We start from the raw sequence: 12,911 nt of genomic DNA on the forward strand, positions 1-12,911 counted from the left end.
GTCAGTCCGCGAACACCTCCCGGAGGTGCGCCTCCTGCTCGTGGGACAGATTGGTGGAGATCAGTTCGGCGTGCTGGCCGTGGAACTCGTCGTGCACTCGGTCGAGCGTCGCATCCGAGGTGAGCACGAAGAGCGCCGACGTCCCCGGGGTGATCTGGTCCTTGAGTCGCTTGATGAAGTCGTCGTCGATTCCGACGTCGGTCAGCGCCCCGGTCAGCGCCCCGACGGCCGCCCCGACGGCGACGCCGATCAGGGGGACGAAGAACAGAATGCCGAAGAGCAGTCCCCAGAAGGCGCCACCGAGTGCGCCCGCGCCGGCCAGATTGTGCAGCTGCCGGGTCTTCGGCTTCTTGCGGCCCTCCGGCCAGCTCACCACTGCCGCATCGTGAACGGTGAGCAGTTCCTGCTTGCGCAGGTCTTCCAACGTCGCGACGGCGGTATCGGCTCCGGTGGGGGACGCGAACTTCCAGACAGTCAGTGTTCCTGCCATGATCATCTCCTCGGGATCGAGAGCCGGATCGGCCCTGTCAGCACCGTAGAAGCTGAACCCTCGCGAGAACTCACACCTTTCGGATGAAGTCCCGAGCCACCCGGTCGCTCCGGATGCGTCGAGACGGTGCGACCCACACCCCGGCGCCGCCGATCAACCTGCGACCGGCTCCGTGACGCCCAACGACAGCGCACCCATGATCTTCGGCGCGCCCTTTTCGTAGAAGGTGTCCAGATCACGAACCTCGAAGCCCGCCCCGCGCAGGAGCGCCGGGATGTCGCGCGTGAGATGGCAGCCACCGGCGACCGCCTTCTGGATCGGTTCGAAGCGGCGCTGCCAACGCCGAACCTTGTCGTGCGGCGCGAGCCCGTGCTCGACGAAGTGCAGTGTCCCCCCGGGCTTCAGGACACGTCGCACCTCACGCAATGCCGCGTCGACGTCCGGGATGGTGCACATCGTCCAGGTGGACAGCGCGGTGTCGAAGGTGTTGTCGGCGAACGGCAGGGCCTGACCGTCGAGGCCGGACCGTTCGACCGGGACGCGGGACCGGGCCAGACGCTTCGCGGCGAGCTTCCATGCCTCGTCGGCCGGTTCGACAGCGCTGACGGATTCGACCGTGTCCGGGTAGAAGGGGATGTTGAGACCCGAGCCGAAACCGATCTCGAGCACGCGACCGTGCAGGCCCGCGCACGCCCGCCTCCGGGACGCTTCCGTCAGCGACATCCCGCACGACACGTCCACCAGGCGCGGGACGATCCGATCCGCGTAGAACCCCACCACAGCCTCCCGTTCCCGTTCCTCACTCCCCCGACCGATCGACGTCCCCACCGTAGGCGAGGGCGAGGAAAGTCCGCACCCCGTCCACGAGGGCACGCTCGTCCAGGTCGAAGTCGGGTGTGTGGAGATCGCGCCGCGGACCGATGCCGTCCCAGACGCCCAGCCGCGCCATGGCACCGGGAACGTGCTCGAGGTACCACGCGAAATCCTCGCCGCCGCTGGACTGCCCGGCCTCGGCCAGGTTCTCCAGCCCGACGACGGATTGGATCGCGGAGATCATCTCGGCCGTCGCCTCCGGGTCGTTGACCACCGGCGGCACGCCCTGCACGTACTCGAGTTCGTGCTCGACGCCGTAGGGCGCGAGAAGGTCTGTGACGGCTCGCCGCACCAGTGGCTCCACCGTGGCCCACGTCCGATGCGACGCGCTGCGCAGGGTGCCCACCAGCTCCCCGGACTCGGGTATCGCGTTGTGGACCCGTCCGGCCTGGATCCGGCCCCACGTCAACACGGTGGCGGTGCGGGCGTCGAGGCGGCGGTCGAGCACCGACGCCAGCCCGGTCACCAACACGGCGGCAGCGAAGATCAGATCCCCCGTCAGGTGTGGGCGCGCCGAATGGCCTCCGGGAGAGGACAGCCGGACCGTGAGCATGGCACCGGACGAAGTGATCGGGCCGGCCCGTGTGGCCATCTTGCCGGCCTCGAGCTGTGGAGCGCAGTGCAGGGCGAAGATCCGCGAGACGCCCTCGAGCGCACCGGCAGCGACGACTCCGACGGAACCCCCCGGTGTCGTCTCCTCCCCCGGTTGGAAGATCAGGCGCACCCGATGCGGGGGCGGCTCGGCCGCCAGAACGGTCGCGGCCTCGAGCAGCATCGCGGTGTGCGCATCGTGCCCGCAGGCGTGACACACCCCGTCGACCGTGGACGCGTACGGCGCTCCGGTGGTCTCCGTCAACGGGAGCGCGTCGAGGTCGGCCCGCAACGCGAGGCAGGTGGCGGTGTCGGGGCCGACATCGCACCACAACCCTGTGCCGCTCGGCAGCAGCACCGGTTCGAGCCCCACGCGGCGCAGCTGGTCGCGGACGAGCTCGGTGGTCCGGAACTCCTCGAAGGACAGTTCGGGATGGGCGTGCAGATCCCGTCGCCAGGCGACGAGCCGCTCGTGATCGATACCCATGCGCCACCCCGTCACATCGCCGACACCGGGGCGTCGGATCGGGCCAGTCGGCTGGTCAGCCAGGCCACCATCTTCTCGGCGAGCGCGTCCCGATTCTCCCGCTTGACGATGTCGTGGCCCTCGTCGTCGAACAGCAGCAGTTCGGCGACACCACCGCGGGCCCGAACCGATGCCACCACCTGCTCCGACTCGCTGACCGGAACGTTCGTGTCGTGCGCGCCGTGCACCACGAGCACCGGTGCGGTCAGGGCGTCGACACGGTGGATCGGTGACAGCTCGGCGAGCAGTTCCCGATCGTGTTCCGGATGCCCGTACTTGGGGTACGCCGCGGCCGCGATCCACGGCTCGGTGTTGGCGTAGAACGTCTCGAGATTGCTCATCCCGCAGACCGCGATGCCCGTCGCGAACAGGTCGGGGTGGAACGTCAGGGCCGCCAGCGTCAGATAGCCGCCGTACGAATGCCCGGCGCACGCGATCCGCGCCGGGTCGGCCACACCGTTGTCGACGACGTAACGCACGCAGTCCGCCACGTCGTCGATACCGGCGAACCGGCCGTACCGCTCGTCGGCGTGGACGAAGGTGCGCCCGAATCCGCCCGAACCACGCACGTTGGGCGCGAAAACCGTGATGCCGGCCTGGACGAGGGCCGGGAAGTAGTCGCTGTAGCCGGGGCGCTCCTGCAGTTCCGGTCCGCCGTGGAACCACAGCATCACCGGCCCGGGACCCTCCCCCGCCGCCCGGTACAGCCATCCAGTGAGGGGCAGCCCGTCGCGTGCGGTGAACTCGGCGAGGATCGGGGCGTCGGCCCGGGCGATCCGGGTCCGCGCGGGCTCCACCGGACCCCACTCGCCCGTCCGCGGGTCGACGATCTCCACCGACGGAGGCATCCCGGGCCCTTCGACCGTGACCGCCAGCAGCGACCCGTCGGCGCTGATGCTCAGCTCCGACGCCACCAGTCCGGGCAGCTGGATCGGCGAGTCGAGCGTACCGTCGGCGAGGTGCAGGATCTGTAACTCACTCAGCCCCTTGTAGTTCCACAGCAACGCCACGGTCGTGTGGTCGTCACTGACGACGAACTCGTCGAGGCCGCAGTAGTCCCGTTCGGCCAGCACTCGGTAGGAGACACCCTCCGCGGAGACCGCGACCCCCAGCAGCCGCGCGAACTCCGCGCCGTTGTCGCTGCGCACCAGCGCCCGGATGTACTGGTCCGGCTCCCCCTCGCTCGACGCCCACGGCGACCGGTACCGGCCGAGTACGCCGAGCAGTCGGTGGTCGTCGAGCAGGACGCCCATGTCGGTGGTGGATCCGAAGTCGGACGGCAGCAGAGGGATACGAGTTCCGTCGTCGCGTTGGAGCAGCAGTTCGCGGTGTCCGCGAGGCCCCACCCGCAACAGTGCCGCTCCGGCCCACGAGTCTACGAGGAAGGAGCCCACGCGGCGGTCGAGCGTGACGGCCTCCTGCGTCTGCGGATCGACCAACCGCGCCTCCGCGACGCCTTCCTCGTCGGTCGCGGTGAGCGCGACCCGGTTCCCGTCCCACCCGATGAGTTCGGCAGAGACAGCGTCCCGCGCCCCGACGCGGCGGGCCGAGCGGTCCAGCGGGTCGGTGCGCACCACCCACACCTGGGTGCGGTTGCCGGCGTGCGGGGCCACCTGGCACGCGAGCCATCCGCTGTCCGCGGAGTGCACGATCTTCGTGACGGGGCCAGGGACCGGCAGCTCGACCCGACGGTCCGTGCTGCCGTGCCGTCCCGTCAGGAACCGCTGAACGGCCCAGGGATAGCCACCGTCGTCCACGAGGTGCGCGAAACCTGTCGCGTCCGGCGACACCGACGCACCCGACGTGAAGCGGATGTGCTGTCCGCGCGACGGTTCGGCCGGCCGGTCAGCGGTCACAACCGCTCCATGGCCTGCAACCACATCTCCAGCAGCCCCACCTGCCACATGGTGTTGACACCGCGGGCGGTCCGGATGTCGTTGGGAGCAGCGAACAACGCGTCGATCAACTCGGGCCGGAACAACCCTCGTTCACGGGCACTGCGACTTCGCAGAGCATCCCGCACCAGATCGAGGACCCCGCCCTCGAGGTGCCGGATGCCCGGGACCGGGAAATACCCCTTGGTCCGGTCGATCACCTCGTCCGGGAGCAGACCGCGGCTGGCCTCCTTGAGCACGCCCTTGCCACCCCCGTCCAGCTTGAGGTCCGGCGGACACGTGGCGGCCAACTCGACGAACTCGTGGTCGAGGAACGGCACGCGGGCCTCGAGCCCCCACGCCATCGTCATCGTGTCGACCCGCTTGACCGGGTCCTCCACGAGCATCACTGTCGTGTCGAGCCGCAGCGCCGCGTCCACGGCGGTGTCGGCGCCGGGAGCATCGTGGTGCCGGACGACGAACTCCGTACTGACGTCGTGATCGACAAGGTAGTCGGGCCCGAGCATCATCGCGATGTCGTCGTGGGTCCGGTCGAAGTACACCTTGGCGTACGCCTCGGCGGACTGTTCCCGGGCCACCCCGACCAGCGGCGGATACCAGTGGTAGCCGGCGAGGATCTCGTCGGCGCCCTGGCCGGACTGCACCACCTTGACCGACTTGGAGACCTCTTCCGACAGGAGGAAGAAGGCGACGCAATCGTGGCTGAGCATCGGTTCGCTCATCGCCTCGATCGCGCGAGGAACCGCCGCCGGCAGCCGGGCCGGGTCGATGTGGATCTGGTGGTGGTCGGTGGCGAACGTTCGGGCGACCAGGTCGGAGTAGAAGTACTCGTTTCCGGATTCTCCTCCGGCCGAGTCGAATCCGATGCTGAAGGTGGCGAGGTCCCGCTGCCCCTGCTCGGCGAGCAGTGCCACGAGCAGACTCGAATCGATACCGCCCGAGAGCAACACCCCGACCGGCACATCGGCGACCATCCGGCGGGAGACGGCGGTGCGCAGCGAGTCCATCAGAGCCGTCTGCCACTGCTGCGGCGTCCACGACGCCCGATCCGGGGCAGGTTCGAAACTCGGCTCCCAGTAGCGCTTCTCGGTGGAACTACCGTCCGGTTGCACTACCCGGATCGTCGCCGGCGGCAGCTTGCGGACGCCCTCGAACATGGTGAGCGGGGCCGGCACGGCCGCCGCGAAGCTCAGGTAGTGGTGCAATGCCGCACGATCGATCGTCGTGTCCACGCCGCCGCCGCGCAACAGCGCCTGCAACGTCGAGGCGAACCGCAACCGCTCCGGCGTCTGCGCGAAGTAGAGAGGTTTTATCCCGAGCCGGTCGCGGGCGAACGTCACTACCCCGGAGTCGATCTCGTGCACCGCGAAGGCGAACATGCCCTTGAAGCGGTGGACGCAGTCGGGGCCCCAACGATGGAAGCTCTTGAGCACCACCTCGCTGTCCGCGGCCGAGAAGAACCGGTACCCGGCCTGACGGAGCTCCTCGCGCAACTCCTTGTAGTTGTAGATGCAGCCGTTGAAGACCAGCGACAGGCGGAGCTCGCTGTCGACCATCGGCTGCCCGCCGCGGGCGGAGAGGTCGATGATGCACAGGCGGCGATGACCGAACGCCACCGACTGCTGCGCGTACGCGCCGGACGTGTCCGGTCCGCGCGTCACCATCGCGTCGGACATCCGGGCGACGGCGCCGATGTCGGGCCGCCTCCCGTCGAATCGCACCTCACCGCATATGCCACACATGTTCGGCTACTCCTCCCGGGATGTCGTTCCCGGTCACGGTCCAGGTGTCCCGGCCACCTCGCCGCGACGCGTTCGGGTCGGGGAGACCCGCGTCCAGGTCGACGCGACCGGCCGTCTCGGCGGCGAGCAGGTCGACGACGTCGGTCAATCGACCCCGCCGTAGCAGGGTCCGGCGCTGCCGCGCGGACGAACTTCCCACCCGCAGGGTGGTCGCCGCCAGCCCGGAGACGACGTCCCAGTCGCCGGCGGACTCGAGCTGGGGGCGCAGGGAACCGATCAGGCCGTCCACCACGTGCGGCGCGGGGCGCGGCGCGATCGCCTCCACGTCGACCAGCTCGCCCTCGAGGCCCGAGCGCGCCGCCCGCCACATGGCCGCCCGCACCAGTGTGGGCGAGACCTGCAGCCCCGGCCTGCCTGCGTCGAGAGCCTCGGCCTCGCGCTCGACGAGCGCGCGGAAGAGGCCGGCAACGAGCGCGATGGTGTCGACCGACGGGCAGCTGTCGCACACCCGCAGCTCGAGCGTCGAGTAGCGGTCCGACGGCCGCAGGTCGAAGTAGACCATCCCGGGTCCGTTGATGACACCACTGGCGACGAGGTCGGCGATCAGCTGGTCGTACTCCGCGGCGGACTGCACCGGCGCCGCCGGCCCGGTGGTGGGCCACCGACTCCACACCAGTGATCGCATGCTGGCGTATCCGGTGTCGGTGCCGTCGGCCCAGAACGGCGAGCTCGCGCTGAGCGCGAGGAATATCGGCAGGTAGGGCGCCACCCGGTTGGCGATCCGGACGGCCTCGTCCCGGTCCGCCACGTCCACGTGCACCTGGGTGCCGCAGATCAGCTGCTCCCGGGCCAGGAGCTGATAGTCGGCGAGCATCCGCCGATACCGCGGCGTCTCGGTGACGGCCATCTCGGCGGGCACCGACAGCGGTACCGCCCCCGCGGCCACCACCCCTACACCGACTTCGGCCGCGGTCTCGACGAGAACCCGGCGGCGGTGGATCAGGTCGGAGCGGAGCGCGGCCAGGTCGGGAAACACGCCGCTGTTCACTTCGACGACGCAGCGCTGCAGTTCCTCGACGTACACGTCGCCCGGCAGTTGCTCGAGCAGTTCCGGCGCACGCGTGACGAGCCGCCTGGTCTCGGCGTCGATGAGGTGGAACTCCTCCTCGACACCGAGCTTGCGCCCGCTCATCCAGGGTCCTCCCTGTCCGTCGGCCAGTGCTCCGGGAATGCGCAACCTCCGCATACGACCGACTCGTCGATGCTTACCCCGGCCGCCAGGATTTCAACCGGGCGCCCGAATCAGTGTTCGCACCATCGGCCCCGCCGAGACACACCTTGCGGCGTTCGTTGGCATGTTGATATCCACCCGCAACCTTGCGCAGTGGGGACGAACGGCGCTACCGCGACTCTGCGCAGCAGTTGGGGTCGAGCACGAGCCGGAGGGCGTCCAGTGACTCACCGCGCACCCGGTAGTAGACGTTCATGCCCCGGCGAGTGGACTCGACCATGCCGGCCTTCCGGAGCTGGCCCAGATGATGGCTGACGGTGGACTCCGCGAGCCCGACGCCGACGGCGAGATCGCACGTGCAGACCTCACCGGCATCTGCGGTGAGCAGGAGCGACACGAGCTTGATCCGGACCGGATCCGCGAGCGCCTTCAATCGAAGCGCGACCTGCAGCGCCTCGTCGTCGCCCATGGGAGCGGCGGACACCGGCGCGCAGCAGATCGGCGCACTGACGTCGAGGACCGGCAGGGCTTTCGGCATGACGACGATCCTACGCAGCTCCTTGACTTATGTCGAAGAGGTGGGCAACCTGTAGAGGTAGGCAATTCGACATATATCGCATAGGTGGGAACCGTCATGTCACGCGCTCAACTCGCCCTCAACGTCGACGACCTCGAAGAGGCGGTCACGTTCTACTCGAAACTGTTCGGCACCCGGCCCGCCAAGCTGAAGCCCGGATACGCGAACTTCGCGATCGCGGAACCGCCGCTCAAATTGGTCCTGCTCGAGAACCCGGGCAAGGGCGGCACGATCAACCACCTCGGCGTGGAGGTCGAATCGTCGGAGAAGGTCCACGCGGAGATCGCGCGGCTCACCGACGAGGGCCTGTTCACCGACGAGGAGATCGGCACCACCTGCTGCTTCGCCACGCAGGACAAGGTGTGGGTCACCGGGCCGGCCGGCGAGAAGTGGGAGGTCTACACCGTGCTCGCCGACTCGGAGACCTTCGGTTCCAGCCCGCAACATCTGGGCGGCCCACGGGAAGCCCAGGGCGACGTGTGCTGCGGAACGGATACAGAGAACGAATCCTCCTGCTGCTGAGCACTCTCCTCCGCCCATTCTCACCCGCACCGTTCGATATAGAGATATCGCCAAATGTGAATACATTCCTATATCGAGTGGTGCGGGACACATTCTCTTGCCATCGATCGCCGAATTCCGGAAGCTGTTCGAGGGATTTCCCCATTCACCACCGATACATAGGAGATCACTGATGGGTTCCGCCGAGTTCATTCCCTACCTCGACTTCATCGCCGACTTCGCCGGCGCTGCTGCCGACCTGTTCGGCGCGTTGAGCTTCTTCTCCGGATCCGCGGAATCTGCCGGCCAACTGCTCGGCTAGGCGATTACTCAACCGGGCCGGGGTGCCACTGCGACTTCATCGAGCCCGCAGTGTCACCCCGGCCCGGCCGCGTTCGACCTGCGACCGCACCGATCGAATGCGAGTACCGAATGAAGATTCGAAATTCCCACCTGGTGCGGCGCAGAGGAAAGGTCTTCGTAATCGATAAAAGAGACCCCCGATGCAAAGCGCGCCAGCGGTAATAACTTTGAGTTGCCCCTCCTCCTGCACGGCACCCGCCGACTAGGGCAGGAGTTCGGCAATCAGCGCCTTCACCCGGACGAGGATTTCGTCACGGATGGGTCGGACGGCGGCCAACCCCTGCCCGGCCGGGTCGTCCAGCACCCAGTCGCGGTAGGACTTTCCAGGAAAGACCGGGCAGGTGTCGCCGCAGCCCATCGTGATCACGACGTCCGATGCCTGCACCGCGCGGGCGTCGAGGATCTTCGGGGACTGCGCCGAGATGTCGATGCCGACCTCGGCCATCGCCTCGACGGCTGCGGGGTTGATCTGGTCGGCCGGTGCACTGCCGGCGGAGCGGACTTCGATCCGATTCCCCGCGAGGTGAGCCAGGAATCCGGCGGCCATCTGGGACCGGCCGGCGTTGTGCACGCAGACGAACAGCACGCTGGGCACGGTCATCTGTTCAGGCCTCCTTCGACGACGCCTGCGCGAACGCGGGGCGCGCGAACTGCTTACGCAACGCCAGGGAGACGTAGACGAGTCCGACGAGCACCGGAACCTCGATCAGCGGGCCCACGACGCCGGCGAGCGCCTGACCGGAGGTGGCGCCGTAGGTGGCGATGGCCACGGCGATGGCGAGTTCGAAGTTGTTGCCCGCCGCGGTGAACGCGAGCGTGGTGGTGCGTTCGTAGCCCAGCCCGGCGACCGCGCCGAGCAGGTAGCCGCCACCCCACATGATCGCGAAGTACGCCAGCAGCGGGATCGCGATCCGCACCACGTCCATTGGCTGCGAGGTGATCTGCTCGCCCTGCAGCGCGAAGAGGATCACGATCGTGAACAGCAATCCGTAGAGCGCCCACGGACCGATTCTCGGCAGGAAGGTCGACTCGTACCACGCTCGGCCCCTGGACTTCTCACCGAAGTATCGAGTGAGGAACCCGGCCAGAAGTGGGATGCCGAGGAAGATCAGAACGGATTTCGCGATCTGCCACGGCGAGGTGTCGATCGTGGTCTGCTCCAAGCCGAGCCAGCCGGGCAGGACCGACAGGTAGAACCACCCGAGCGCCGCGAACATGATCACCTGGAACACCGAGTTGATTGCCACGAGTACCGCGGCTGCCTCCCGGTCGCCGCACGCGAGGTCGTTCCAGATGATCACCATGGCGATACAGCGGGCGAGGCCCACGATGATGAGGCCGGTCCGATATTCCGGCAGGTCGGGCAGGAAGATCCACGCGAGCGCGAACATCAGCGCCGGACCGAGAACCCAGTTGAGCAGCAGCGATCCGAGCAGCAACCGCCGGTCACCCGTGACGGTGTCGAGGCGGTCGTAGCGGACCTTCGCCAGTACCGGGTACATCATGATCAGCAGGCCGAGAGCGATCGGCAGCGAGATGCCGTCGAGTTCCACCGACGACAGCGCATCGCCCAGGCCGGGCACCGTCCGCCCCAGCAGCAGGCCTACGACCATCGCGACGCCGATCCACACCGGCAGGAACCGATCGAGCGTCGAGAGCTTGCCGACCACCGCGGTCCGGTTGCTCGTGTCGGTCATCGGACGATCTCCACGACCTGCGGGCAGGCCGAGCCGGCAACGCCACCCCATTCCGCGGACAGCACCGTCGAAAGCTGCTCCAGGGCCGACGGAATCACGCGGTAGTACACCCAGGTTCCGCGCCGCTCCGAGTCGAGCAGACCCGCCTCCCGGAGCACCTTCAGGTGGTGGGAGATCGTCGGCTGGGACAGGTCGAACGCGGGCGAGATGTCGCAGACGCAGCTCTCGCCGCCCTCGTGGGCGGCGATCAGACTCAGCATCCGCAGACGTACCGGATCGCCGAGCGCCTTGAACATCCGAGCGAGATCGTTCGCCCGGTCCTCCGCCAGCGGCCGGACCCCGAGCGGGGCGCAGCACGTCCCCACGGGCTCTTGATTCGACATGTATCTATATTGACACTGATCGAATCACCGCTCCCGACCGGGGTGCCGTCCGTAGGGTCACTCGGCGACGGTGCGGAAACCGAGCATCATGTCGTGGTCCTCGTGGTCGAGCATGTGGCAGTGCCAGACGTACCCCTGCAACGGGCCGGACGCGGCCGGTGCCGCATCGTGCCCGGCGTGGGCGGGCGTGCCGTGGCCGCCGTGCTGCGGCGGCACCGGAGCCGCGAGCTCGCCGACACCGAAGGTCGCGTCGGGGTCGAATCCCAGCCGGCCGGCGGTGGGGAACACCGCGACGATCCGGGTGACGGTTCCCGGATTCGCGACGACGGTGTCCTTGGGACCGGCCTCCCACGGTTCCGGCGGAATCAGCGGTCCGGTGACGAACGCGTCGACGGGCGGGGCCCACTTGGTCCCGACCGGTGGTGCCGGGTTCTCCCGGGTGTACCGCGCCACGTCGAAGTCCTGCCGCCCGAGAACCCGGAAGTTGACCAGGTGCAGATGAATCGGATGCGGCTCGGGTGTGACATTGACGATGTCCCATTGCTCGACCGCACCCTGCCGCGGCATCTCGATGTCGGCGTCACCGAAGCGAAGGTTGTTGAGCGACATCAGCACACTGCCGGTCGACGGATCGGGCAGTTGCATGACGGTGACGGTCCGCTGCACCTGTGGCGCCGGGACCGGCTCGAGGTCCGCCGGCTGTCCGGCCCCGCCGCGCAGGGTTTCCGGGACGGCCGCGGTGAATCCGCGCCCGTCGGCCAGGCGGAATCGACAGAACAACGGCATGGCCCGCGCCCCGCGCTGCGACGCCGCCAGCGGCGGCGGTTCGTCGTTGCACAACTCCACGGTGCCGCCGGGCTCCACGGCGCCGAAATCGACGAGCAGGTCGGCGCGCTCACCGGGCGCGAGGCGTATCCGCGTTGTCGGTACCGGAGCGGCGAGCATGCCGCTCTCCATGCCCAGGACCCAGAACCGCATCCGGTTGCCGAAGAAGAGGTTCCACACGCTGAACGACGCCGCGTTGACCAGGCGCAGCCGGTACATCCCGCGCGCCACCTCGAGTTCGGGCCAGATCTTGCCGTTCACGACGCCGACGTCGCCCGGGGTGCCGCCGTCCCAGCGCCCCTGCGGCACCACCGGCGTCGCTCGGATGCTCTGCCGTCCGTCGGCGGTGAAGATCTTCTCCTGCAGAACCAGCGGCAACTCGAACTCACCGGACGGCAACCCCCACGCGTTGGAGGTTGTCCCCGTGTCGAATTCGTCGCGCAACAGGAACATGCCGGCCAACCCCGCGTACACGTTGAGTCGGGTGATGCCCATCGCGTGGTCGTGATACCAGAGCTGGGTGGCCTCGTGCCCGTTCGGATAGTGGTGCACGTGCCCTTGCCCGGGACGCTGCAGGAACGCTGGATGACCGTCGTGTTCGGGCGGCGTGACGGCCCCGTGGAGGTGCATCGACGTCGGTACCGACGTCCGGTCCTGCTCGGTGACGCCGTGCAGTGTCGTGTCGAAGTCCGCCGCCAGCGGGTGCACGCCGATCTCGTTGCGGTAGGCGACGGTCATCGCGTCTCCGGCATGTGCCTCGACGGTGGGGCCGAGGTAGTCCATTCCCCCGTACGCGAGAGCCGGGGACGGTGCGAGGTCGCGGTGGAACCGGTGGGTGGTACTCGCGGCCCGCAGCTCGAGTTGCGAGCCGGTGAGCACCGGGAGCCGGGGTAGCGGATCGACGAACGGCTCGAGCTCGGGCGATGCGAACAGCAGCGGACGCGCGGGATCGATATTGCCGAGATCGCCGAGATCCTGGGCGCGCACCGCGGCCATTCCCGCAGCACCGGCCCCGATCGCCCCGGCCGTCCACACCAGTCCTCGATTGAACGCGCGTCGCGAGATCCGTCCGCTCATGTCACGTCACACTCCCCCATGGTCGCCCTGCCGGAGCACGCCCGCCCGACGGTACGCCGGAACCGACTGCCGCCCTGGCGCTTTGCGTGGATCAACCGGGATCGACCGGCGGATTTCCGGCGACCCGGGCGAATCGCCCC

13 protein-coding genes and 1 pseudogene are annotated in these 12,911 nt (G+C 68.5%); 3 read left to right on the top strand and 11 right to left on the bottom strand.

Annotated features, from left to right (window positions below; translation table 11 throughout):
- Nucleotide 1 precedes the first annotated feature (1 nt).
- From A6I89_RS21635 to A6I89_RS21665, 7 genes and pseudogenes are all read right to left on the bottom strand, one after another.
- Nucleotides 2-490, bottom strand: a complete 489-nt coding sequence (locus tag A6I89_RS21635) for a DUF1269 domain-containing protein (protein ID WP_022593766.1) — start codon at nt 488-490, stop codon at nt 2-4.
- Nucleotides 491-643: 153 nt separating this feature from the next.
- On the bottom strand, nt 644-1,267 hold the full coding sequence (locus A6I89_RS21640) for a class I SAM-dependent methyltransferase (protein WP_044990412.1): 624 nt from the start codon (nt 1,265-1,267) through the stop codon (nt 644-646).
- 22 nt (nt 1,268-1,289) lie between these two features.
- Nucleotides 1,290-2,441, bottom strand: a complete 1,152-nt coding sequence (locus tag A6I89_RS21645; RefSeq protein WP_022593762.1) for an amidohydrolase — start codon at nt 2,439-2,441, stop codon at nt 1,290-1,292.
- Between the two features lie 11 nt (nt 2,442-2,452).
- Entirely contained in the window at nt 2,453-4,336 is a 1,884-nt protein-coding gene (locus A6I89_RS21650) for an alpha/beta hydrolase family protein (protein ID WP_022593760.1), read from the bottom strand.
- Nucleotides 4,333-6,117 (bottom strand): N-acetylglutaminylglutamine amidotransferase, encoded by a 1,785-nt coding sequence (locus tag A6I89_RS21655; protein WP_044990383.1) that lies wholly within the window; start codon nt 6,115-6,117, stop codon nt 4,333-4,335. Before A6I89_RS21655 ends, A6I89_RS21650 begins: the two co-directional genes overlap by 4 nt.
- A 73-nt stretch (nt 6,118-6,190) precedes the next feature.
- Nucleotides 6,191-7,309, bottom strand: a pseudogene (locus A6I89_RS21660) (carboxylate-amine ligase); the annotation flags it as partial.
- Between the two features lie 208 nt (nt 7,310-7,517).
- A complete protein-coding gene (locus A6I89_RS21665) occupies nt 7,518-7,886 on the bottom strand; it encodes an Rv2640c family ArsR-like transcriptional regulator (protein WP_005515962.1) in 369 nt (122 codons plus the stop codon).
- A 96-nt stretch (nt 7,887-7,982) separates the two neighbouring features.
- On the opposite strand from A6I89_RS21665, the gene A6I89_RS21670 reads away from it, so the two are divergent.
- The 3 genes from A6I89_RS21670 (at nt 7,983) to A6I89_RS24475 (ending at nt 8,951) form a co-directional block, all read left to right on the top strand.
- Nucleotides 7,983-8,447: an ArsI/CadI family heavy metal resistance metalloenzyme gene (locus A6I89_RS21670; RefSeq protein ID WP_005515963.1), complete on the top strand. Its 465-nt coding sequence runs from the start codon at nt 7,983-7,985 to the stop codon at nt 8,445-8,447.
- Nucleotides 8,448-8,619: 172 nt separating this feature from the next.
- Nucleotides 8,620-8,748: a hypothetical protein gene (locus A6I89_RS24985; protein ID WP_005515964.1), complete on the top strand. Its 129-nt coding sequence runs from the start codon at nt 8,620-8,622 to the stop codon at nt 8,746-8,748.
- A 110-nt stretch (nt 8,749-8,858) separates the two neighbouring features.
- On the top strand, nt 8,859-8,951 hold the full coding sequence (locus A6I89_RS24475; protein ID WP_115155928.1) for a 50S ribosomal protein L36: 93 nt from the start codon (nt 8,859-8,861) through the stop codon (nt 8,949-8,951).
- Nucleotides 8,952-8,991: 40 nt separating this feature from the next.
- Here A6I89_RS24475 and A6I89_RS21675 read toward each other — a convergent pair whose 3' ends face one another.
- From A6I89_RS21675 to A6I89_RS21690, 4 genes are read right to left on the bottom strand one after another with little or no spacing between them, the layout of a single operon-like run.
- Nucleotides 8,992-9,390 carry an arsenate reductase ArsC gene (locus A6I89_RS21675; RefSeq protein ID WP_022593754.1) on the bottom strand — a complete coding sequence of 133 codons (399 nt, stop codon included), beginning with the start codon at nt 9,388-9,390 and terminating at the stop codon, nt 8,992-8,994.
- A gap of 4 nt (nt 9,391-9,394) precedes the next feature.
- Nucleotides 9,395-10,486, bottom strand: a complete 1,092-nt coding sequence (arsB, locus tag A6I89_RS21680; RefSeq protein WP_022593752.1) for an ACR3 family arsenite efflux transporter — start codon at nt 10,484-10,486, stop codon at nt 9,395-9,397.
- Complete coding sequence (locus tag A6I89_RS21685; protein ID WP_044990381.1) at nt 10,483-10,869, bottom strand: ArsR/SmtB family transcription factor; 387 nt, start codon at nt 10,867-10,869, stop codon at nt 10,483-10,485. The genes arsB and A6I89_RS21685 overlap by 4 nt, the downstream gene beginning before the upstream one ends.
- 57 nt (nt 10,870-10,926) lie before the next feature.
- Nucleotides 10,927-12,771: a multicopper oxidase family protein gene (locus A6I89_RS21690; protein WP_022593748.1), complete on the bottom strand. Its 1,845-nt coding sequence runs from the start codon at nt 12,769-12,771 to the stop codon at nt 10,927-10,929.
- Nucleotides 12,772-12,911 lie beyond the last annotated feature (140 nt).

The sequence above is a fragment of the Prescottella equi genome (genome assembly GCF_002094305.1).
In the GTDB taxonomy this organism is placed as follows: Bacteria; Actinomycetota; Actinomycetes; order Mycobacteriales; family Mycobacteriaceae; genus Prescottella; species Prescottella equi.